Here is a 23,877-nt window from a genome sequence, read left to right on the forward strand (position 1 = left end):
AAATAAATACCCCAAATTATAATTTGGGGTTTCCTTTTATAGCGATACTCAGAAAAGATTAGACTATTCACAAATATGAGTTTTTATCATGTATTTTGTAATGGGTTTTAGGGTTTTACCAGTTTCAGGATGCAATCCCAAATCAGTAAAATATTCTAATTGTTTAGCACGGTTTTTTCCATACCAAATTTTTACACTACCATCATCATTAAAAAAAGCATAATTACAATCCGGAAGAACCTTTTTAAAATGATCGATACGTTCTTGTTTGTAGTATTTTAAATCTTTTAAATCATATAGTTCTAAATCAAGTTTAACTTCTTTATAGTGGTCTATATCCCATACCATTAGTCTTGGCTCAGTTTTGTTATAAAAAAATAGAAAGAGAAGTACAATACACCCAATAGCAACACCTCCAATTACCCAATACGTTTTAGATTTAATAAAACGATTGGATGTCGTTTCATTGAGGCCATGTTGTATAGAATAGTCTTTAAAGCTCTCATAGTTTAGAAATTCACATAATGATTGAATGACGTCAGCGCGCGATATACTTATATCTCTTTCAGAACTGTCTTGTGCACTTTTATAATAATTCCTTAAAGTTTTTGAGCTAATTGGTGTTTTAAAATCATCAGTCAGAAAAGTAGATAAAAATTCTGAAATAGCAGTGTTGGTAGGTGAGGCAATGCCTTGATGTTTTAAATGTTCCTCCCCTTTTTTAAAAGCATCAATAATTAAATTTTTTAACATAATGTGTTGGTAATTAGTAATGTTAAAATTAAAGATTTCACTGGGAAAATTAAAGGAAAAACATTTCTAAAAACTTTCCAAAGTGTTTCCAGTCAGCTTTATATAATCTTTTTTCATTTGCTGTAGAATTAGTAATAAAACCTTAGTTGATATAAGGTTATGAAATTTATTTCTAACTGATTTTGAATGGTATAGTGTCGTGTTGCATGGGAAGACAATACATACTTGCTGTTTTAAAATCACACTTCCCAATTAAAGAGAAGAGCTCCTCTTTACCCAGAGAGTAGTGTTGCGTAAAGATTCTATCCGAGTAGAACTCGGAGGGCAACACCTATGTTTAATTTTTAACGAGTATCAAGATGAAAAAAGTATATGTAATAATATGTGTTCTTGGGGTCAATATGCTATTTTATGGCTGCAATCCTGAGAGTATTTCTGAAGAAGTAAACCCACAAGCGTGTTGTGGTGAAAATGGCGAAATTCCGCCACCACCTCCACCGCCACCACCTCCAATCGACCCAGTTGATTAAATAAAAAAGTTGTTATTTTAGAGGAATGAAACAGATACTATTTTCATTCCTCTTTTTATGTCTTGGATTAAATTCTTGTTTTTCACAACAAGCACTGGATAGCTTATATTTTTACCAAAATAAAGTTCTATATCCCAAAAACGCTACAGATGTATTTCAATCGTATAAATTCTTCAATGAAAGACTAAAAAAAGCTGAATTAAAAAGCGATATACCTAGCCAATTAAATAGCATGTATTATTTGTCTAGTATCAATTATAAACTGGGAGCTTATGATGAAAGCGAGCAAATATCAGTTAAAGCTATAGGTGTTTTGAACAAGCATTCAACTATTCCAAATCGTATACATTATCAAAAAAGCTTTTATAATCTTTTGGGAATGCTTTATTATGAGCAACAAAATAAAAAGAAATCTTTAAGCCTTTATAATAAGGTGTTAGAGTTGTCGGTAAATGCAAAAGATAGTGCTATTGTCTATAATAATATTTCTAATACTTATAAAAAACATAATGATTTTAATGAGGCTAAACAAGCATTGTCTAAGGCTTATGATTTAACAAAGCGAATAGACGATACATTAACTATTGCGCTTGTAATGGATAATTTAGGATTTATAAATTCAAAGTTATCTAATACTGATGAAGGATTAAGGTTAATGAAGCAAGCTTTAAAAATGAGGAGTTTTGTTAAAGATACAGTTTCTAAGTATAAAAGTTATACACATTTAGCACAATACTATTTTAATACAGGCAATAGTAGTTTGGCTAAAGAAAATGCGTTGAAAGCATTTGAAATAGCAGAAAAAATTAAGTCGGCATCCTACAGGCAAGATGCTTTAGGGTTGTTAATAACATTAAGTGAAGATCCTTATGTTACGCAATATAAAAAAGTAAATGATAGTATAAATAAAGCAGAAAAAGAGACGAAAAATAAATTCGCTTTGCTCAAATATGATTATTCTAATTTTGAAAAAAAACTACTATTAAGTCAGTTACAAGAACAAAAACAAAAGTCAAAAACCGTTATTGCTTCTCTAGTAGCTATTGGTGCAGTACTACTATCTTTAATTTTATACGTTTTTCTAAAAACAAAACATAGCAAAGACAAACTCTTACAAGTTGTCGAAACTGAATCGCGCATTTCAAATCAAGTACATGATGAAATTGCAAATGAAGTGTTTCAAGTAATGATAAAGTTCGATAATCAGGAAGAGAACTCACAAAAAAGCAAACTGATAAAGGAGTTAAACAATTTATATTATAAAGCACGAGATATTTCTAAACAACACAGTGTCATAGATGTGAAAAATTCATTTGAAGATAGTTTGATAGAGTTAATGAATAGTTACAATGATACTGATACTAATGTAATTATTAAAGGTGTAAAAGACATTGTATGGAAGGGATATTCTGAAATAAATAAAATCACAGTTTACAAGGTGCTACAAGAGTTATTAATTAATATGAAAAAACATAGTAAGGCTTCTTTGGTAGTTGTTTCATTTCTGGAAACTAAGGGTAAACTTGAAATAAAATATAGCGACAATGGAGTGGGCTGTACTATGAAAAAAGGAAATGGACTAGAAAATACGGAAAACCGTATTCAAGCAATTAATGGAACAATTACTTTTGAATCCAAAGAAAATAAAGGATTTAAAGCAATAATAAATATTTCATAATGTTTCAAAAAGTTTTAATAAATGACGATCACGATGCAATTCTTTCTAGTATAACACAAATACTGAAAAGCGCTGGAGTTAATGTGATAGAACGTGCACAGTATTGTGATGAAGCATATTTAAAACTAAAAAAGGCTCAGCTAGAAACTGCAGAATTTGATTTGTTAATAACCGATTTGTCCTTTAAAAGAGATCATCGAAATGCTAATTTGGAAAATGGAGAAGATCTCATTCAAAAAGTAAGAGAAGACTTTCCAAACATGAGCATCATAGTATATTCCATGAAAGATCAACTTCAAAAAGTAAGGCTGTTGGTAAATCAATATGGTGTTAATGGATATGTCTGCAAAGATCGTAATGGCTCTAAAGAATTATATGAAGCTATTAAATCTGTAGCTTTAGGCCAGGTGTTTTTATCTCCACAAGTAGACAGAGCCTTACACCCAAATGCTAATATGGAGATAGATGAGTTTGATATTCAGCTTATCAACCTTCTGTCCAAAGGATGGTCTCAAGATGATATTAGCGAAGATTTAAAAACGAAAAATATTTCACCCAATAGCTTAAGTACCATTGAAAAAAGACTTAATAAATTAAAAGTTCAATTTAAAGCCAATAATACAATCCATTTAGTAGCAATCACTAAAGATTTAGGGTTAATTTAAGGACTGTTACGGATAACAGTAATACTTATTAGTGTTTTGACTATAACTTTGTCTTACTATTAGTTTGTATTAAATTAATATATAGGGAGTAAAAGCGCATCATGTTTTTGGTGCGCTTTTTTGTGTTTTATATCGGTGTTTACGGAATTCCGTAAGGAACAAATTATAAATAGGGGTAAGTTTGATTATATAATCAAGTAACAAAAGTAATTTTTATGAGTAATTCAAATTCAAAACAATGGAGTTCAGCAACTCCTGGCTACATCATCTTCTTAGTAGACCAATCTGGTTCAATGCAGGAATCTTATGCAGAAGGAAAAACTAGAGCTGAATTCACCGCACTTGTTATTAATCGTACCATAAACGAACTGATTAACACTAATATGGACGGTGAAAAAGTAAAAGACCGTGTATTCATTTCTATGATTGGATATGGTGGCAGTAGTGCTCTTGCAGTTGATGACATTAGGTCTGACTACTTAAGTTCATTTGCTGACAATCCATTAAGAATGGAGCAGTTAAAAAAGAAAGTTTCAGATGGAGCTGGTGGCTTAATCGAAATAGATGAACAGATGCCAATTTTTATCGAACCTACAGCAAATGGCTTGACTCCAATGGCTGATGCACTTTCTTTTGCAAAAGAATTAATTGAAGGTTGGCTTCAAAAGAAACCTGATAATCCAGCACCAATTATTATAAATATTTCAGATGGTTTACCATATACTGGAGATTCTATTGATACAGCAATGAATAACGCCATTTCTGTTTCAAAAGAAATAATGAACATCAATTCGGCAGATGGAAATCCTTTAATTTTCAATTGCCATTTAGGAGAAGGACAAACTCATAGTTTTAATGAAAAAGAAAGTGAGCTGTCAGACGATCAAGCGAAATTCTTGTTTAAAGTTTCAAGTAAAGTTCCTGAATCATACAAGCAAGCTGCCGTGAAACAAGATTTTAAAGCTTTACCAGAGTCAAGAGGTTTTGTATCAAATGCAGACCCTGAATTATTTATACAGTTTATCAATTTTGGTTCTTCTGGTGGTTCAGACAAAATTGCATAACCTTTAAATTGACTTAAATGCAAATATCAATTAAAGGATATATCGCGTCAAAAGAATCAGAATTATTTTATGATTGTGCAGATAGATATGCCTATAATAAATCGCAAAATAAATTCGCTATTTCTGATGGTGTATCTAAATCTTTCTTTCCGAAAATATGGGCAGATGTATTAGTTAAAAAGTGGGTCGATTCTAAAGAATTTGATGAAGCTCAATTTATTTTAGACTGTCAACAGGACTGGCTAAATCAAGTAACTGAAGTCGTTAATAAGCCTGATGCCAAGTGGTTCACAAAAAATGCTTTTAATAGAAAAGAATCTGGGTTGGCAACTTTTGTTGGTTTAAGATTTTTCAAGAAAAAAACAGACTGGTTTTGGAAGGCAAACGCTTTAGGAGATAGTTTTTTGTTTTTCGTTCCAAATAAATTCAAAGATTTTTCGAAGGAGTGTATTGTGTTATCTTCAAAACAAGAGCCTATTGTTTTTGACAACTTTCCAGATTATTTAAACAGTTTAGGTAAAAATCACAAAGGAGAAAAACAGTTAAAAGAGAATCCTTTGATAACTGGCTCATTTTATTTGATGACAGATGCTTTAGCAGAATGGTTTTTAAATGAAAAGGAAGATGCGTTAAATAAGATTAGTCTTTGGCAAAATCAAAAAGATTTTGAGCGTTTTGTAAATGAGGAAAGACACAATGAGAAATTAGGTAATGACGATTCAGCCATTTTGATAATCTCGATAGAAGAAGATAAGAAAGATAAACTTACTTATGTTTTAGAGGACGTTTCGGACATTGATGCCCTTATAAAAATTCAACAAAAAGAAATTGAGGATTCTGAAAAAGCTAAAGAACAAAAATTAGTGGTTCAAAAAGAAAACTCAAATTCTGCAATAGAAACAGAACAATTACAACAAGTTGAACCTGAAGAAAACAAACTTTCCGAAGAATTAGAAACTGAAATCGAAAAGCCAAAGAAAGGTTTCTTCAAAAGAATATTTGGCGAAGAAGAAAATGAGTTGTCAAATGAAAAGGAAGAAATCGAAGCTGATGAAAAAATAAAAGCAACAGGAGTACATCAAGAAGAAAAAAAACCTTCAACTAAAGGCGAACAAAATAATAGCGAGATTGAGAAATCTGAAAATCCAGAAAAGAACGAAAGTCAAGAAAGTGAACAAAATAGTAAAGAAGAACCTGAATCAAGTGCTAAAACACCAAACAAGCCTTCTCAAAATATAACAGATAAATTCTAGCTATGTCAAATTATCCTTCCAGAACAGACATTGTAACCGCAATGCGTAATCCACACGTCAGTTTTAAATCAACCGAAATAATTGGTGGTTCCATTATTCAAAAAGGTTCTAGGATAATTCAGTATTCAGGTGGCTACACAACTGTTTTTCCATTTCATAAACAAACAGGAAATAAAGTAGCTATTCGACTTTGGATTGCTGACATAGGAGATGCAAAAAAACGGTCGCTTGAAATATCCAATTATTTGGAGAAATTAAACAACTCCTATTTTGCAGGATTCAAATATATTGATGATGCAGTATTGGTGAATGGAACGTTACATCCAATTGTGCTAATGGATTGGATTGATGGTCAAACTTTAAAAGAATATATCAACTCCAATATTACAAACGCATCTAAAATTCTTGATTTAGCAGAAAAATTCAAAGAAATGACAGCATATTTTCATAGAGAGAATATTGCTCACGGAGATTTACAACACGGAAACATCTTGGTAAAAAATGATGGCACACTTGTGGCTATTGATTATGATTCAATGTTTATTGAGCCTTTAAACGGAATGACTGACACAATCAAAGGTTTACCAGGTTATCAGCATCCCGCAAGACATAGCAATAAATGTGTCAATCCAAGATTAGACTACTTTTCTGAACTTGTAATTTATCTATCCCTTTTAATTTATGCAGACACGCCAAAATTATGGGATGATTACTATGAAACAGAAGATTTACTTTTTTCAAAAGATGACTTTGCAAATCCTAGTAATTCAAAACTAATCAGCAATCATTTAAAATCAACCAACACAGCTATTTCAGAACTTACAGAAAAATTAGTTGAAGAACTTGCAGCTACTGACATCAATCAATTACGTCCTTTAGAAGAATTACTAATTAATAAACGTGAGGCTGCTAAAGACAATATTTTTAATAAGTGGGATAACCAACCGAATCCAGCACAAAAAAAACAAGTTGTTTTACCCAACAAGAATGATATAACCAACAAATTCTAATATGATAATCAAGCTTCAAGAAAATATAATTAAATGTGAAAAGATTTTAAGAGATTTTGAAGACGATTCAATATACAAGTTCTATAAAATGCTAGGAGGCAAAGGAAGGTTTGAAAATTCAATTAGAAATATTTCCATCAATTCAATAAATCTTAGAAACAAAATTATAGTCGACATTGAAGCAACTATAAGAGCCACGAACAATAAAGACCTCATTAGAATAATAGAAAACAATTATTTTAACCAGATCACTAATGCTGCCACACAAGAAAGCCTAATACGTATTGTGAATTTAAATAGCATTAGTATTCCTCCAACAGCTATGAACATAATAACGCAGGACGATAAGGTTATTAATTTCATTAATTCCATTTCAACAAATATTACTAGCTACAATAATGAAATATCCAATTTTAGACAACTTTGGAATAGGTTTAAACTTACTCTTTATTCGTTTCCTCCAATACAAGTTTATCCCGAAATTTTAGATGGTCAAATCAATTTAATTAATCTTATTCAAGCTCATAATAATTCGGGAAATATTACAGCAAAAAACACAGTTTCTATCTCACCTGCTGCCGCTATTAAAGCTAAACCTAGTAAACAAAAAGCAAAGAATTCAAATGCCAAAAATATTACTAACAAGTTTTAACTCCTATATATGGCTAATAAGCAGGATATATTAACAGCAATAAAGAATTTAGACCTTTTCTTAAAAGTTCCTGCTTTAAAAGGTGCAAAAGCGCGAATAAATAAAAATGGAAATCCATTTGTTTATGTAGGCGGTTTCAATATGGTTTTTCAACTAACCCACAAATCTAAAAAATGGGCGTTTCGTGTTTGGCACGTTCCTATGGGCGAAAATGAAGAACGATATTTAAAAATTTCAAAATACTTAACCTCTAAAAAGTTACCCTATTTCGCAGAGTTTATATATGACGAAAAAGGACTCCTTATAAATGGAGAATTGGTTGATACGATAAGAATGGAATGGTTAGATGGGATGCTATTCAAAGAATACATTGAAAAGAATCTTGCCAACCCTTCACTTTTAGTTTCACTTGCAGATAGTTTCTTGAAAATGTGCCAAGATTTGAGAGACAATCATATTTCTCACGGAGATTTACAAGAAGGTAATATTTTAGTAACCGAAAAAGGCGATATAAAGCTCGTTGATTACGATTCTATTTGCATTCCAGAAATTGAAGGTCAAAAAGAATTTGTAACTGGTCTTAAAGGTTATCAGCATCCGACTCGCTTCAAAGGTGGGAGAGCTACATTAAAAGCAGATTACTTTTCAGAATTGATTATTTATCTGTCAATTCTTGGAATAGCTGAAAAACAAGACCTTTGGGAGAAATATCAAGTCAAAGACACACAATACTTGTTGTTTTCTGAAACTGATTTTGAAGATTTAGAAAATTCAAATATTTATAAAGACCTATCTGGGCTATCCTTAAAAACAGATAAGTTACTTGACATTCTAATTGAATATCTAAAAACGGCAAATTATACGGAATTAAAACCCTTTGCCCTCTATTTAGCACCTCCTGTCATAACAACATTTACAAGTGATAAAGAAGTATTAATTCAAGGTAGCGAGATTACTCTTACTTGGGAAGTTAAAAACGCATTAAAAGTCTTGATAAACAATGGTGTAAATGAAGTTGAGCATTTTGGAAGTGTAGTTTTAAAACCACAAGACAAATTTGAATATGTTTTAACTGCAATTGGTTTTAACGAAACTGTGGTTGAAAAACTTGAATTAAGAGTTTTTCCTACTCCGATTATTAAAAGTATTCAAGTCCCTATTCCATTATTTGAGAAAACGACCAATTTAGGGGTAAATCTTCCAGAGTTTCCAAATATAGAATTAGGAATAATTAATTTCTCAAACAACCTTAATGTGAACTTGAACAATACTGTTACTAGTTCTTTTGAAGAAATCAAATTTAATTCGCTTGATAAAAATTTTAGTAGCCTAAATGAAAAAAAGAGCGGTTTAAATAAAATTTTTAAAGCAGTAAATAATAGTAAAATCATATCCAAAATATTTAACAATCAACCGAATGAAAAGAATTAACAAGTTTTTTTGGTGGTGTGCGGGTGCCAACATCGAAGTTTTAGAAAAATGTCCAACTGACCACGCAAAGTATTTTGGAGTAGGTGGCACAATTGTCTTTACAGCTTTAATGGCAAGTTTTGCTGGAGGTTATGCCTTTTTCACAGCTTTTAAGTCGGTAGTACCATCACTTTTTTTTGGTGCATTTTGGGGTTTGTTAATTTTCAACTTAGATAGATACATTGTTTCCACTATTGGTAAAGGAGACGGAACTCAAAAAATTACTGTTGAAGAATGGAAATTAGCAGCACCTAGACTTTTAATGGCAATACTTTTAGGTTTTGTTATTTCAACACCTTTGGAGTTAAAAATTTTTGAAACTGAAATTCAAACTGTTGTTGAGCGTTTAAAAATTGATAAAGCTGTAGAATTGCAAAATCGCGATACGACTTTTATCTCAAATTTAAACAACTTAAAAGAAAGAAGGACTTCAATAGACAATGACATCAATAAATTAACTTATGATAAAACTAGCCTATCTGAAAACGCGGGTAAATTTTTTGAAAATTCTATTGCAGAACAAAAAGTTGATTTAAAAAATAAACAATCAGTTCTTGAAGTATGGCAAAGAAAGGTAAACTCATCATATAGTTCTTATGTACAAGCTAAAAATGATTCGTTATCCAATGCAATCATAAATAAACGACTAGGAGTATTGCGAGCTAATCAAGCTGAAAGAAATAAAGTTAGAAAAGAAGTACAATCTATTCAAGACAACATAGAAGACTTAAACAACAATAAAGGGAATGCAATAATTGATGAGAAAAATAGAATTAATAATTTGCTGGCAAGCAAACAACAGGAGAAAGTAAATTTAAATGAGCAAATAGCTTCAAAACAGAAGACTTTAGATAAAAAGAATATTGGCTACGAAAATAAAACTGAAAATTATAATGGTTTTGCAGCACATCTTGAAGCTATGAGTATATTAACAAGTGAGAAATCGGCAGTCTTTTGGGCAAAATGGTTAATTACACTCCTCTTTATTTTCATTGAAGTTGCTCCTGTTCTATTTAAACTGATGGCAGAATCTGGTCCTTATGATGATATGATGGATAGACTAAAACACGAATCATTTGTTAAAGAACAACAGAAAATTTCTGACATCAATGACAATATCAATACTTTTATAAAAATTTCCACAGAGAAAAACCAAAATAAATTAGATGCAGAAATTGCAGGAAACAAAGCCTTGCTAAATAAAATTGCATTGGCACAGGCAGAAATTGCAGAATTGGCGGTAGAAAAATGGAAAGAAGAAGAATTGAATAAGCTAGAAAACGGGGTAAACCATATTATTAACTATAATAAATGTAATACAAGCTATTAAATAATTGAAGCTAAGGTTAGTTTTAATTCTATTAGTTTTTTTTAATCTCTATATTTATTCATAGACCTCTATTTGATAAAAGAGTAACAATCACTAAAGATTTAGGATTAATTTAAAGACTGTTACGGATAACAGTAACGCTTAGCAGTGTTTTGACTATAACTTTGTCTTACTATTAGTTTGTATTAAATTAATATATAGGGAGTATAAGCGCATCATGTTTTTGGTGCGCTTTTTTGTGTTTTATATCGGTGTTTACGGAATTCCGTAAGGAATTAAACATGTTGAATTTTATTTTTGAGAGGCAATTTTTTAGTCTTATTGAGTACTAACTAACAATCTTTAATATATCATATAAAATGAAAAAATTAATTCTGGTAATAAGTTTACTACTACTTTGCAACTTCCAAAATGTAAAAGCACAAAACGATGGTGATGCAGTACTTGGTATAGCTGGAGGTCTTCTTGCAATAGGTTCTGGGATAGCAGCTGTTGAACAAATGAAAGAAAGTGCAGAATTAACTGCGACACAATGGGTATTGACTAATTTGCCCGAAATGGAAAGTTTTAGCCTTAAAACCTTAGACTTTGATGGTAAAAAACTTAAAGATATGTCTTCGGTTTCTGTAGTGTCTTTTACTATTCAAGAGTTTGAGCCAGAAGATAAACCAGAACTTAACGGTAAAAAACACGTGCTGTTGGCATTTACAAGTCAAGGTTGGATAAACGAATACGGTATTAATTTTGACAAAATACAGTGGTTTCTTATTGATGCCAATGAATGGATGAACATGATGATAGCCTATGTAAAAGTGTCTTCAAAAGAAAAAGATGATGCAACACTCCAAAATACGTTAAAAGAAGGTAAGGTAGTAAACAAAGGTGTAAAGATAAAAAGTAAATTAGTGGTGCCTTTTTATAAATTGTCAGGTGATATGTATGTGGTTACCGATTATAATGATAAAATGAAACTACTCTATAACGAACGCTCATTAGGCATTTTTTTAAAAGAAACTAAAGACCTAGTGCAAATGGGAAGAGGGGATTTAATTAAGATTCATGAGTTTTTTTTTGATAAGGATAATGACTAACTATCACTTTAAAAGTTTAATTTAAGTGTCCTTATTAAGTACGTTTTTACATTATGAAAATCCGTAAACAGCAATAAGCCATGTTTAATACCTTGTAGTTGTTTTATGAAACAAGAAAGGGTAATTTAAAACCTTTAAAGTATTTGAGGATATCACTTTTTTTTTACCTTTAAAGTTCCTTAATAATTAATTCTAAGTTTAATAAATCATTGCAAATTGTTGTAATGATTTTGCTATTAATTAAAAAAATCAATCAATCAATGAAATTACGATTTCTGTGTGCATGTTTATGTCTTTTTTTTTCTACAGTTCAAGCCCAAAAACTTTCTTTAAATGATTTAGAAAATATCTGCCAGAAAAAGAATTGGGAAAGTGTTAACCAGTTCTTGATGAATAAAGGATGGGAATATTACGAGTCTTCAAAAGGAGATTCTGAGAGTTACAATACTATTACTTGGTCTTACGATAAATCTTATGATGATAAAGCATCTGCATGGTTCTATCTATACACGTATGAGGGTTTCCCAAATAAAGTGAGCTATTCTGTTTTCAATAAGCCATCATATACTGCTATTCAGAAATCTTTAAGTTCTAAAGGCTATAAACTAAAAGATAGTGAAATAGAAGACAACGAATTAATTTCAAATTATGCTAGTTCAAAATTCTTACTCACCATATCTACAGAAAAACGAGAAAAAGATAGTTATTCCAGTTTCGATAAAAGTATTACAGCATATAGTTTTACACTTATCAAAAAATCGAGTGCTTATGATCCTGGTAATGGTTTAAAAAAACTATACTTTGATAATAGCCAACAAGTGGAAATCATCTACAATGTTAAGGATGGTAAGTTTGAAGGCGATTATAAAGGGTACTATAAAAATGGTAATTTGCGTATTGAAGGTGTTTATAAAGACGACCAAAAACAAGGGCTATGGAAGGATTATGACGATCAAGGAAATCTGGTAAATGTATATAATTTAAATAAAGGTGAGCTTGATGGTAAATCAATTGAGTATAAACCAGATGGTAAAATTAAGAAAATTGAGTTTTTTAAAAAAGGAATATTACACGGAGAAACCATTGATTATTTTTATTACGAAGAAACAAACCGCATAAAGGTCAAATTGATTACAAACTATTCAGAAGGGAAATTAGAAGGTGAGACTAAATTAATTTATTTCGATGAAGACCAGAACCAGCGAGTACTCTCAAAAGTGATGTTTGAAAATGACTTAAAAAATGGTTTTGCGCAAGAAATTTCAGAAGACACCTTAATTATTACAACTTATAAAAACGACAAGCTTCACGGAAATTTTAGACGCTATAGAGATTTAATAAAATTGTTAGCAGGAGGTATAATACAAACCGATACAACAAAGCTATATCTTACAGATAGTGGTCAATATCAAAACGGTCTTAAAACAGGATATTGGAAGCATTATGATCTTGCTGGTGGTTTAAGCGAAGGAAATTATAGTAAAGACTTAAAAACAGGGCCTTGGAAATTCCATTATTCAAGATTTTATAAAGATGATAATGAAGATAAAGAACCTTATTCACAAGAGCTTTATCTTGTAGAGAATTATACCAATGGTATGCGCAATGGTTTGTCAGAACGATTTTCGCAATTGCGTTATGAAACGTATAAGTGTAATGAAGTAGATGAAAACAACAAACCTGTAGACTCTTGCAAAAGGCGTATATATACAAAATTACACCTCTTAGCTAATTACAAAGATGATGAACTGCATGGAGAGTATGTTCTAAAAGATAGCCTAGGTAATTTACGCTATAAAGGCAATTATATTTATGGTAAAGAACATGGAGAATGGATTGAAAGCTATACCATAGAAACAGAAGAAGACCCAATATACGTCTATAAAAAAGGAAACTACCAAAGCGGAGCTAAAGATGGGAAATGGATTGAATATCTTAACGATGAGCATATTCTAGTTGAGAGTAATTATAAATACAATCTTTTAAATGGCTTATATACCAAATACAACCTTGAAGGTATAAAACAAGAAGAAAAGTTATTTACAAGTAATGAACTTAAAGAACTCAGAGTTTATGATGCATTAGGGCAAAACATAGAAAAGGTCTATAAAATCTTATCAGAAACCCAAAGCGCATACAAAGTGCGTTTCATCAATTACTTTAAAGAAGGTGGCAGATTTGAAGCCGATTACCATATTGCTAAACCAACTGAAAAAGTCCCACATTTCGATTTTAAAGAATTGTTTCATAAAGAAATGAAAGGGTCTAGTAAAAGCTACCAAGATGGTATTGTTTTATTAGCCCATGCTGACGGAAGTATTTCTTTTAAAGGTAACATGTACAAAACAGCTATGACAGGTACTTGGGAGCATAACTATCCAAAACAAAATGTAAAGATTATTACTAAGTACGAAGACCACAGTAATAAAGCTAATTCCGAAACATATTATACTTTAGATGCCAACCAATTATTTGATGGTGAGTTTATCTATACAGATGATGATACTGGTAACTATGAAGAACGACGAATTAGAGATGGATTGCGTAATGGAACAACAACCTACTACAACAAAGCAGGTGATAAGCTTAAAAAAGAAAAATATAAAGACGGAATTTTAAAAGACTAACTAAATATAATGACCCAACAAAACATAAAACAACTAGAAACTGAACTTTGGGACGCAGCAGACGACCTAAGAGCCAATTCTAAATTGACCGCTGCCGAATACAAAGACCCATTATTAGGTCTAGTACTACTGCGTTTTGCACAAAACCGATATGAAGATGCCAAAATTGAAGTGCAAAACAACCTTCCTATAAATCCGCGTACTGGAGAAAAACGAGAAGCCAATAAAGAAGATTATACCGCAGCTGGTGCCATTATGTTACCAGAAAAAGCCAAATACGATTATTTAGCCAATTTACCAGAAAGCGAAGATATAGCACAAGCTATTAATAATGCCATGAAGCTTATTGAAGCCGAATACCCAGATCTAGAAGGTATTCTGCCAAAAAGCTACCAAGAGTTTGATGACAAACTACTGCGCGATTTAGTACGTGTATTTAATAAAGACGCCGTAAAAAATGCTAAAGGCGATGTGTTTGGACGCATTTATGAGTTTTTCTTAATGAAATTCTCAATGCAAGGAGCAGGCGCTCAAGAGGGAGGTGAATTCTTTACACCACCATCGTTAGTTAGCCTTATTGTTAATTTTATACAACCTAATCATGGTATTGTACACGATCCAGCTTGTGGCTCTGGCGGTATGTTTGTGCAAACCGCACATTTTATAAAAGACCACGATAACAAAAGCGTTAACGAAGCCATTACCGTGTATGGTACAGAGTTAAAAAGCAACAACACACGTTTAGCCAAAATGAACCTTGCTATACACGGTATAGAAGGCAAGATTATAGAAAGCAACAGCTTTTATAGCAATCCGCATAACCTTAATGGTAAGTGCGACTTTGTTATGGCAAATCCGCCATTTAACGTAGATAAAATTGACGCTAAAAATAAATTTTTAGCAGATGACGAGCGTTTACCCTTTGGCGCACCACTAACGGGAAAAGGCACCATAAGCAATGGTAATTATTTATGGATGCAGTATTTTCATTCGTATTTAAACGAAACTGGTAGAGCAGGTTTTGTTATGGCTAGTAGTGCTACCGATGCTGGTAATGCCGAAAAACTAATACGCCAAAAACTGATAGAAACAGGCGATGTAGAATGTATTGTAGCTATAAGCAACAACTTTTTTTACACGCGTAGCTTACCGTGTCACGTGTGGTTTTTTAATAAAGGCAAGAGCAAAGAAAACAAAGACAAGGTGCTTATGATAGATGCCCGCAACACCTTTAGAAAAGTAAGCACTACCATTAACGACTTTAGCGACGACCAACTAGAAGGTTTAACCGCTATTATGAACGCTTTTAGAACCAATAATCCTGAAGCTGTCAGTTCGAGCGCAGTCGAGAACGCTTGGTTATCAGAACACTTCCCAAAAGGCACATACCAAGACGTAGAAGGCCTATGCAAAATAGCCACACTAGACGAAATTAAAGAACAAGACTACAGCCTTACACCAGGACGCTACGTAGGTGTAAAGATTGATATAGATATGGACTTTGACTATAAAGGCAGAATGCGCGACATACATACCGAACTAGCCCAACTAAACACCGAAGCCAATACCCTAATGCAACAAATACAAAGTGTCAAGCTATGAGGGAAGGATGGAGTGAAGTAAGATTAATTGAAGTTACTTCAAAAATAGGTAGTGGAGTTACACCAAGAGGAGGTTCAAGTGTATACGTAGAGAAAGGAATACCTATTTTCAGAAGTCAAAATATTTATAATGGAGAATTTTCAACAAGTGGATTAGCCTATATAAATGATACAATTGCTTCTAAAATGAAAAATGTTGAAGTTGTTGAGGATGATGTATTATTGAATATTACTGGTGATTCTGTCGCTAGATGTTGTATACCACCACGAGAATTTATACCTGGAAGAGTAAATCAACATGTTTCAATAATTAGACCAAGAAAAGAAAAGTTAAACCCGAGATATTTGATGTATTCATTAATCTCACCGCGAATGCAAGCGACCTTGTTAGCTTTTGCTTCTGGTGCAGGCGCTACAAGAAATGCGTTAACAAAAAGTGTCTTGGAAAATACCAAAATCAACCTACCACCACTAAAAACCCAACGCAAAATAGCATCCATTTTATCCGCCTATGATGATTTAATAGAAAACAACCTAAAGCGCATTAAACTATTAGAAGAACAAGCACAACTCACCTATGAAGAGTGGTTTGTACGCTTTAAATTTCCTGGTCATGAAACCACAAAGTTTGATGAAGACACTGGATTGCCTGAGGGTTGGGAAAAGGTGAAGGCTTCTGATTTATTTGATATTCAAGGAGGAACACAACCACCAAAAAGCAGTTGGTTAGATGTTCAAAAAGATGGTTATGTTAGAATGGTTCAAATTCGTGATTATTACACAGATTCCCACATAGCTTATGTTAGAAATAATTCTAAACTACGTAGATGTTCAAAGGAAGATATTATGATAGCTAGATATGGTGCTTCTGTAGGGAGAATTTGTTATGGTATTGAAGGAGTTTATAATGTTGCTTTGGTTAAGGTTGTGCCTTATAAAAAATCCCATAGAGAATTTTTACGATGGTATTTGAAATCTGATTTTTTTCAATCAAACTTGCTTAATAAAACCCAAAGAACAGCACAAGACGGTTTTAATAAGGGGACATTTAAATCCTTAAAACTAAACAAACCAAATAAAGTTATTATTGAAAAATTTAACTTATATGCTATTCCTCTATTTAATTTTATTGAAAAACTTAAAAATCAAAACCAACACTTAAAAGAAGCGCGAGATATCTTGTTACCACGCTTAATGAGTGGGATGATAGATGTAGAGAAGCCTGAAATTGGAAGCTTGAAGTATGAAGTTAATGATAGTTTGGGTATGGTGGCAGAGGAGAAAAGTGAATATTAAAAATTACAGTAAATGAGTGACAAAGAAGTAAACTATTTCATTTTCGCTAATAAACCAAAAGGAACTTATGAAGGTTCTTTTTGGGATACTAAAAACATTCTTAAAACAGGAAACTATTATTTTGAGTTAAATGATGGTAATGTTAATAAACCAAAACCAGAAGATGTTATTGTTTTTAAAGAATTTAACACCAAAGTATTTTGGGGAGAAGCTGTAATAGAAAAACCTTTAGAAGAAAAGAATACAGAAGATGGTGTTTTTGTTTTCTTCAAACTAAAAAGCATAAAAAAATGGTTATATAAACTTAGTACAAGTGAAATACAACCTAAACTAGATAACCAAAATCAAAGATTAAGAATTGTAGGGATTTCTAAAGAAGAATATTTGCTTATAAAAGAAGAAATGGAAAAAAATAATGTGTTAAGTGAGAAAAGACAAGACGAACTTATTAATCTATGGAACAGTTATAAATCATCACCAAAAGAAGATTTAAACCAAATTGAAGCTGAATACCAAAGCATTATTACAGATTTTAACTTTTATAAAAATAAAATTGAAGATGGTAGTTTTGAGTTAGATGATTATACTAATGTGTTGTCTAATACTGGAAGTAATCAAGGAGGCTATTTATGTAATTTTTTGGAACGTACAACTAGACGTGTATTTGGTTCGTCTAAACCTGGTAACGCTATAAATTTTGAAGTAAAACTAAATAAAGATGGTCATACTTATACAATTAAACAACATTTACAAAGAGGTGAAAAAGAAGGTAATATAGATAAAGAAACTGCTTCAGTTTTTTTTAATGATAATATAAAAAAGATTCTTACAACTATTGTTAATGAAGGTAATGTAGAAAGTAAAATAGAATTTATTGAAACTCATGATAATTATTCAGCAAAACAAGTTTTGAGAAAATTACTAGTAATTAACCATCCTTTTAACTTTATAAATATTTATTCAGACGATGTTATAAATGATTTATATGAAGAGTTTATAGGTGGAAATCATTATTCTAACCTAGAAAAAAACGAGGCGCTAACAAGTATTTTCGTTAAACTGTTTTCATTAGATAACACAACGTTTATAGAGCGTTTTTTATTATCAAGATTTCTTTGGAATTACGCGAACACTAAAGGCATCGCAGATGAAAATTCACCAAATGTTATTTTATATGGTCCACCAGGGACAGGGAAAACTTATCAAGTAACAAATAGTTTAGATTTTGTCTGTCAAGGAGAGAAAACTAGGTATAAAATTTTACAATTTCATCCATCTTTTACCTACGAAGATTTTATTGAAGGTATTAAACCAAAAGGTGTTACAAAAGATGGTAATATAAAATTTGAATTAGTAGATGGTGTTTTTAAGCTTTTTTGTAAGGAAGCAAAGCAAGAGTGTTTAATTGCTTTAAAAGAAAATAGAGCTGCGAAACCTTATTATTTTGTGGTAGATGAAATTAACAGAGCTAATTTGTCTTCTGTTTTTGGTGAAACTTTATCTAGATTAGAAAAAGATTACAGACACGATGTTATAAATAATGATACATCAAATTTAATTAAAACTCAATATTCATCGTTAATAGAACAATTATCTGAAGATAAAAAAAATAAATTAGCTTATGAGCTTATTGATGGAGAAGCTTTTTTTGGAATACCAAGTAACGTTTTTTTTATAGGAATGATGAACGATGTTGATAAAAGTATTGACACCTTCGATTTGGCTTTAAGAAGACGTTTTAAATGGATAAGAAAAGATTGTGATTATAATGTTATTTCAGATGAGACCAAATATAGAAATGGCGGTGATTTTGATAATATTGAAGACTATGTCGCAGCTTGCAAAAAACTAAATTTATATATTTCTCAAGAATTGGGATTAGGGAAATCTTATGAGTTTGGTCATTCCTTTTTTATGAAAATGAAAGATATTGGAAAGCGTTCAATTATTTCAAAAAACAATATTAAACAGTTGTTTGATTTATATTTAAAACCAACATTAAAAGAATATCTAAGAGCTTTATATCCAGAAAGCGAATTAGATGCTAAACTAGATATAGCATTAGACACTTTTAAAGAACCATTTTCAAAAAAATAAAAAGAATGGAGATAAGTATTCCCAATAATCATAATTACTATGAAGAAGATCCATTAAGTGAAGCATACTTAAGAGAACAGACTGGAATACGCTCAAAAAAAAAATCAAGAGATTTAGTTAATAATTTGTTTTCTTCGGTTTTTGAATTAAAAACAAATAACACAAAACTAAAGAAATTACAAATTGTTGGATTTAAAAATCAAAAAAATAAAGAAGAAGATAATTTAATTTTAAAACTTTATACTAAAGAAATTTCTGAAAATCAAAAAGAGTATTTTATACAGTCTGGCTTATTTTCTGGTGTGGTTTATCATAAAGGCTGCAAATTTAATATAACAACTAGACATGGTGATGTTTTTCTTCGTAGAATGCTAAATTTTGTAAATGATATTTATGTAGATAAAGAAAATTCAAACGCCTCTAGGAAAGAAGAATACAATGATTTTCAATACATTATATCTTATCTATTCATAGAGTCTTTAGAAAAAGCTTCGGTCTTAGGTTTGCCTAAAGAATACCAAAGTATTACACAACGCAGTCACAAGGTAAGAGGAAAAATAGATTTAAATGCGTATCTAAAAAAAGATATTCCTTTTCAAGGAGAATTAACAACAACATATAGAGAGCAAGTTTATATTAAAGAAATTTGTGATGTCTTGTATTTAACTTTAAAGAAGCTAGAAAGAAAGTTTGGTAAGGATATTAATAACAAATTGTTTAATATTAATCAATTGCTAAAACAAAATTACTCTGGTCAATATGTAAATATAGAAACTTTACATAAGGCAAAAAAACATAGAATTCTTCATAATCCATTATATGCACCATTTAAAAACGTTATTGAATATGCAGAGATAATATTGTTAGAGCATGATTTAAATCCAAAAGAGAATAATACGCTTGAAACTTCAGGTTATTTATTTGATGTTTCACAATTATTTGAAGTCTATTTAGAAAAACTTTTAAGTCGACATTTTAAAGATTGGTATTTAACAGGACAAGAGGAATTGAAATTGTATCAAGGCTTATTTTACAGTCGTAAAATGTTTCCAGATTTAGTCTTAAAACATAAGTATTCCAATAAGATTATTGTTTTTGATGCAAAATTTAAAAAGATGCACTTAGAAACAAAACAAAGCAAATATTCAGATTTAGATAGAAGCGACTTTTACCAAATACATACTTATATTCAATATTTTCAGCAAGATGTCATTATTGGAGGTTTATTGTATCCTTTATCAAAACCTTTAAATAAAGAAAAAGCATATTCAAATAGTTTGTTTGGTAAAGAAGATTCAAATACAATTAAGTTTATTGTTGATGGTGTTTTTGTAAATGAAAATATGAATATGGAACAATTGTTAAATTCTGAGCAAGAATTTTTAACTAGGATTGATACATTGATTGAAAGTAGTTTAAATTTAAAAGAACAATATTTTGAAGTAACATAATATGAGCTACGAATACTCAGAAGACGGTTTAATAGAACAGGCTACACAAGATGTGTTAGAAGAATTAGGGTGGACAATTACCTACGCTTGGACCAAAGAAACCTTTGGAGAAGATGGTTTATTAGGTAGAGAAGATAAAACCGAGGTGGTTTTAAAACGCTATCTATTACAAGCATTACAAAAACTCAATTCTAATCATCCAGATGTAGCTTATGAACAGGCAATAGAGTTAATTACCCAAAACGTAGCAGATCAAACCTTAGGAAGAATCAATAAAGAAAAAACCGACTATCTTAAAAATGGTGTGCCAGTTAGCTATACCAATACTAAAGGCGAATTGGTTAAAACCAAGCTAAAGGTATTTGATTTTAAAAGCTACGAAAACAATCACTTTTTAGCGGTTAGACAGTTTGAGGTTTTAGGTGAACTCTATTTACGTAGACCAGATGTGGTAGGTTTTGTAAATGGTATTCCTTTAGTGTTTTTTGAGCTAAAAGCGCATCACCAAGATTTACGTCATGCCTACAACGATAATTTAAAAGATTATAAAGATACAATACCACATGTGTTTCATAACAATGGATTTGTGATTTTGAGTAATGGTACAGATGCTAAAGTAGGTACCATAACTAGCCCTTACAAATTCTTTTTAGAATGGAAACGTATAGAAGAGGAAGAAGAAGGAGAAGTTAGCTTAGATACGATGTTACGTGGTACCTGCGCCAAACATCGATTGATGGATATTTTTGAAAACTTTCTCTTGTTTGACGATTCTCAAGGTGATGTTATTAAATTAATGGCTAAAAATCATCAATACATTGGTGTAAATAAAGTTATAGACAATGTTGATAATATAGAAGACCTAGAAGGTAAACTTGGTGTGTTTTGGCACACGCAAGGATCTGGTAAATCCTATTCTATGGTGTTTTTATGCGAAAAAATTCATCGTAAACTCGGTGGTTCTTATACGTTTTTAATTGCGGTTGATAGAACCGAGTTAGAAAACCAGTTGTACGATACGTTTTCTGGTGTTGGTGTTGTTAATGATAAAAATATAATAGCAGGAAAGAAAAAAGGTATGACAGGTCGTGAGCATTTGCGAGAGTTGTTAGCCGAAAATCATCGTTATGTATTTACGTTGATTCATAAATTTTCGATAGACCCCAAAATAGAAAACGAATATCCACTTATTACAGAGCGTAAAAATATTATCGTCATCAGTGATGAAGCCCATCGTACACAGTCAGGTACCTATGCTAGAAATATGCGTTTTCATGGATTACCAAATGCGTCTTATTTAGGCTTTACAGGTACGCCCATTATAAAAGAAGAAGAAGAGCTAACCAAAAACATTTTTGGTGAGTATGTGTCTATATACGACTTTAAACGTGCGATTGAAGATGAAGCAACGCTTCCTTTGCGATACTTGAATAGAGGTGAAAAGCTAGACATTACTAATCCAGAATTGGATGAACGTATGGCAGAAGTGTTTGAAAATGAAGATTTAGATGATGATCAAAAAAAGAAATTAGAATACCTTTTTAGTAGAGATTATCCAATATTAACTTCTCAACCAAGATTAGAAGCTATTGCGAAAGATTTGGTTTGGCACTTTAACGAACGCGGTTATCAAGGTAAAGCCATGTATGTGGCTTTAGATAAACCTACTGCAGTAAAAATGTACGACTTAGTACAACAATATAGGCCAGAATACCTTAAAGAATTGCAACAGCGTATAGATAACGCAACCGACCAGCAGGAAGAGCAGGAGTTAAAACGAAAGTATAACAAAGTTAAGGAAACTGAAGTTTGTGTGGTGGTTAGTGGTGAACAAAATGAAGTGGATAAGTTCAAGAAAATGAATTTAGACATTGAAATACACCGAAAAAAAATGGTTGAGCGTAATCTTGAAAAAGAGTTTAAAGACGAAGATAATACGTTTCGTTTAGCAATAGTCTGTGCCATGTGGATTACAGGTTTTGATGCGCCATGTGTTTCTACAGTATATCTAGATAAACCTATTAAAGGACATACCTTAATGCAAACTATAGCAAGAGCCAATCGTGTGTATGATGACGAGAAAGAAAATGGGTTAATTGTCGATTATGGTAATGTGTATAAACAATTAGAGAAAGCGTATTCTATTTATGGAGAAGGAAGTAAAGGCTCAGGTAATACAAATAAGCCAGGAAAACCAGTAGAACCATTAGAAGATGTTGAGGTAGAGTTAAAACAAGCCATTAAAGACGTAAAAGCCTATTTAAAGGAACTTAATTTTTCTTTACAAGAGTTAAAAGATGCGAAGCCAATGTCTAAAATTGCTAAAATAAAACAAGCAACAGATGCTGTATGTCTTAATGAGACTACAAGAACTACATTTGAGACGATGGCGCGTAATGTATTTAGAAAATACAAAGCACTATTTCCTTCAGATAAATTAAAGAAGCATGTTAAAGATTTTAATGCAATTGAAGCCATTTATACAGCTCTCAATCAAAATGTAAAAGGAGCAGATGTAACGCAAATCATAATGGATCTTCAAGCGATTGTGAGCGAAAGTGTAACTATTCAAGATAATATAATTAAAGAAGATGAAGAAGAAGTGTATGTTGATTTAGCATCCTTAGATTTTGATAAATTAAGAGCAGCTTTTGCTAAGACACCACGAAAGAACACTTTAGTGTTTAATTTACAGGATGCGATTGAGCAACGTTTAGAACAAATGATGAAAGAAAATCCGTTACGGATAGAATTTTACGATAGATATAAAAAAATCATAGAAGAATATAACAAAGGAAAAAGTCTTGAAGATACCATGAAGACGTTTGAGAACTTAAGTGATTTTATAAAAGATCTTTCTTTTGAAGAACAACGTGTAGTTCGTGAAAATTTAAAAGATCAAGAAACCCTAGCTATTTTTGATCTGCTAAAAGAGGGTAAAGAATTATCAAGTAAAGAAATTAAAGACGTAAAAAAAGTAGCAGCCAAAACATTGGAAACATTAAAGTCTGAAAAACTTAAAATAGATAATTGGAGAGAGAGTCGTCAAATTAAAGCACAAGTAAAGAGCTTAATTTATGACAATTTACTGTACTTGCCACAAGAGCAATATTCTGATGAAGAAGTAGGAATAAAAACAGCCAATGTTTACCAGCATATCTTTACTAACTATTATGGGAGTGGAAAGAGTGTTTATTCCAATGTTAGCTAATAGTAATATTTTTAAATGATCTTTTTTAGTTCATCTAAAATCAAAGTTTAGTTTTACCATCTCATTTATGCATTTATAAAAATCTAGGATATAATTTA

17 protein-coding genes are annotated in these 23,877 nt (G+C 31.3%); 16 read left to right on the forward strand and 1 reads right to left on the reverse strand.

From position 1 onward, the window contains the following. Positions 1-63: 63 nt before the first annotated feature. Positions 64-753 (reverse strand): hypothetical protein, encoded by a 690-nt coding sequence (locus tag A8975_RS08780; RefSeq protein ID WP_134199868.1) that lies wholly within the window; start codon positions 751-753, stop codon positions 64-66. Positions 754-1,112: 359 nt separating this feature from the next. Here A8975_RS08780 and A8975_RS14560 point away from each other — a divergent pair, with 359 nt between their 5' ends. The 16 genes from A8975_RS14560 to A8975_RS08855 all read left to right on the forward strand — a co-directional run bounded on the left by A8975_RS14560 (position 1,113) and on the right by A8975_RS08855 (position 23,779). Then, on the forward strand, positions 1,113-1,283 hold the full coding sequence (locus A8975_RS14560) for a hypothetical protein (RefSeq protein ID WP_166667456.1): 171 nt from the start codon (positions 1,113-1,115) through the stop codon (positions 1,281-1,283). A 25-nt stretch (positions 1,284-1,308) separates the two neighbouring features. Next, entirely contained in the window at positions 1,309-2,961 is a 1,653-nt protein-coding gene (locus A8975_RS08785; RefSeq protein ID WP_134199870.1) for a tetratricopeptide repeat-containing sensor histidine kinase, read from the forward strand. Then, entirely contained in the window at positions 2,961-3,626 is a 666-nt protein-coding gene (locus tag A8975_RS08790) for a response regulator transcription factor (RefSeq protein ID WP_134199872.1), read from the forward strand. Before A8975_RS08785 ends, A8975_RS08790 begins: the two co-directional genes overlap by 1 nt. Positions 3,627-3,841: 215 nt before the next feature. Further along, positions 3,842-4,690 carry a vWA domain-containing protein gene (locus tag A8975_RS08795; protein WP_134199874.1) on the forward strand — a complete coding sequence of 283 codons (849 nt, stop codon included), beginning with the start codon at positions 3,842-3,844 and terminating at the stop codon, positions 4,688-4,690. A 17-nt stretch (positions 4,691-4,707) separates the two neighbouring features. Continuing rightward, entirely contained in the window at positions 4,708-5,943 is a 1,236-nt protein-coding gene (locus A8975_RS08800; RefSeq protein ID WP_134199876.1) for a hypothetical protein, read from the forward strand. Between the two features lie 2 nt (positions 5,944-5,945). After that, complete coding sequence (locus tag A8975_RS08805) at positions 5,946-6,953, forward strand: protein kinase domain-containing protein (protein WP_134199878.1); 1,008 nt, start codon at positions 5,946-5,948, stop codon at positions 6,951-6,953. A gap of 1 nt (position 6,954) precedes the next feature. Then, positions 6,955-7,605: a hypothetical protein gene (locus A8975_RS08810; protein WP_134199880.1), complete on the forward strand. Its 651-nt coding sequence runs from the start codon at positions 6,955-6,957 to the stop codon at positions 7,603-7,605. 9 nt (positions 7,606-7,614) lie between these two features. Continuing rightward, positions 7,615-9,036, forward strand: a complete 1,422-nt coding sequence (locus A8975_RS08815; RefSeq protein WP_134199882.1) for a protein kinase domain-containing protein — start codon at positions 7,615-7,617, stop codon at positions 9,034-9,036. Then, entirely contained in the window at positions 9,023-10,405 is a 1,383-nt protein-coding gene (locus A8975_RS08820; protein WP_134199885.1) for a DUF4407 domain-containing protein, read from the forward strand. The genes A8975_RS08815 and A8975_RS08820 overlap by 14 nt, the downstream gene beginning before the upstream one ends. 359 nt (positions 10,406-10,764) lie before the next feature. Next, a complete protein-coding gene (locus A8975_RS08825; RefSeq protein ID WP_134199887.1) occupies positions 10,765-11,496 on the forward strand; it encodes a hypothetical protein in 732 nt (243 codons plus the stop codon). Between the two features lie 389 nt (positions 11,497-11,885). After that, complete coding sequence (locus A8975_RS08830) at positions 11,886-14,123, forward strand: hypothetical protein (RefSeq protein ID WP_134199889.1); 2,238 nt, start codon at positions 11,886-11,888, stop codon at positions 14,121-14,123. Between the two features lie 9 nt (positions 14,124-14,132). Next, on the forward strand, positions 14,133-15,725 hold the full coding sequence (locus A8975_RS08835; protein ID WP_134199891.1) for a type I restriction-modification system subunit M: 1,593 nt from the start codon (positions 14,133-14,135) through the stop codon (positions 15,723-15,725). Then, a complete protein-coding gene (locus tag A8975_RS08840) occupies positions 15,722-17,020 on the forward strand; it encodes a restriction endonuclease subunit S (protein ID WP_134199893.1) in 1,299 nt (432 codons plus the stop codon). Before A8975_RS08835 ends, A8975_RS08840 begins: the two co-directional genes overlap by 4 nt. Before the next feature lie 12 nt (positions 17,021-17,032). Then, positions 17,033-19,117 carry an McrB family protein gene (locus tag A8975_RS08845; RefSeq protein ID WP_134199895.1) on the forward strand — a complete coding sequence of 695 codons (2,085 nt, stop codon included), beginning with the start codon at positions 17,033-17,035 and terminating at the stop codon, positions 19,115-19,117. A 5-nt stretch (positions 19,118-19,122) separates the two neighbouring features. After that, the gene (locus A8975_RS08850; RefSeq protein WP_134199897.1) at positions 19,123-20,568 is read left to right on the forward strand and encodes a 5-methylcytosine restriction system specificity protein McrC; all 1,446 of its coding nucleotides are present in this window, start codon (positions 19,123-19,125) and stop codon (positions 20,566-20,568) included. Between the two features lies 1 nt (position 20,569). After that, positions 20,570-23,779, forward strand: coding sequence for a type I restriction endonuclease subunit R (locus tag A8975_RS08855; protein WP_134199899.1), 3,210 nt, complete (start codon positions 20,570-20,572; stop codon positions 23,777-23,779). The last annotated feature ends 98 nt before the right edge of the window (positions 23,780-23,877 follow it).

The sequence above is a fragment of the Meridianimaribacter flavus genome (assembly GCF_004366715.1).
Lineage (GTDB): Bacteria > Bacteroidota > Bacteroidia > Flavobacteriales > Flavobacteriaceae > Gaetbulibacter_B > Gaetbulibacter_B jejuensis.

Excerpts from the sequence above, each read along its gene's own strand:
- A8975_RS14560 (WP_166667456.1), top strand. The coding sequence starts at position 1,113 with ATGAAAAAAGTATATGTAATAATATGTGTTCTTGGGGTCAATATGCTA.
- A8975_RS08790 (WP_134199872.1), top strand. The coding sequence starts at position 2,961 with ATGTTTCAAAAAGTTTTAATAAATGACGATCACGATGCAATTCTTTCT.
- A8975_RS08845 (WP_134199895.1), top strand. The coding sequence starts at position 17,033 with ATGAGTGACAAAGAAGTAAACTATTTCATTTTCGCTAATAAACCAAAA.
- A8975_RS08835 (WP_134199891.1), top strand. The coding sequence starts at position 14,133 with ATGACCCAACAAAACATAAAACAACTAGAAACTGAACTTTGGGACGCA.
- A8975_RS08825 (WP_134199887.1), top strand. The coding sequence starts at position 10,765 with ATGAAAAAATTAATTCTGGTAATAAGTTTACTACTACTTTGCAACTTC.
- A8975_RS08800 (WP_134199876.1), top strand. The coding sequence starts at position 4,708 with ATGCAAATATCAATTAAAGGATATATCGCGTCAAAAGAATCAGAATTA.
- A8975_RS08855 (WP_134199899.1), top strand. The coding sequence starts at position 20,570 with ATGAGCTACGAATACTCAGAAGACGGTTTAATAGAACAGGCTACACAA.
- A8975_RS08785 (WP_134199870.1), top strand. The coding sequence starts at position 1,309 with ATGAAACAGATACTATTTTCATTCCTCTTTTTATGTCTTGGATTAAAT.
- A8975_RS08840 (WP_134199893.1), top strand. The coding sequence starts at position 15,722 with ATGAGGGAAGGATGGAGTGAAGTAAGATTAATTGAAGTTACTTCAAAA.
- A8975_RS08850 (WP_134199897.1), top strand. The coding sequence starts at position 19,123 with ATGGAGATAAGTATTCCCAATAATCATAATTACTATGAAGAAGATCCA.
- A8975_RS08820 (WP_134199885.1), top strand. The coding sequence starts at position 9,023 with ATGAAAAGAATTAACAAGTTTTTTTGGTGGTGTGCGGGTGCCAACATC.
- A8975_RS08805 (WP_134199878.1), top strand. The coding sequence starts at position 5,946 with ATGTCAAATTATCCTTCCAGAACAGACATTGTAACCGCAATGCGTAAT.
- A8975_RS08815 (WP_134199882.1), top strand. The coding sequence starts at position 7,615 with ATGGCTAATAAGCAGGATATATTAACAGCAATAAAGAATTTAGACCTT.
- A8975_RS08830 (WP_134199889.1), top strand. The coding sequence starts at position 11,886 with ATGAATAAAGGATGGGAATATTACGAGTCTTCAAAAGGAGATTCTGAG.
- A8975_RS08810 (WP_134199880.1), top strand. The coding sequence starts at position 6,955 with ATGATAATCAAGCTTCAAGAAAATATAATTAAATGTGAAAAGATTTTA.
- A8975_RS08795 (WP_134199874.1), top strand. The coding sequence starts at position 3,842 with ATGAGTAATTCAAATTCAAAACAATGGAGTTCAGCAACTCCTGGCTAC.
- A8975_RS08780 (WP_134199868.1), bottom strand. The coding sequence starts at position 753 with ATGTTAAAAAATTTAATTATTGATGCTTTTAAAAAAGGGGAGGAACAT.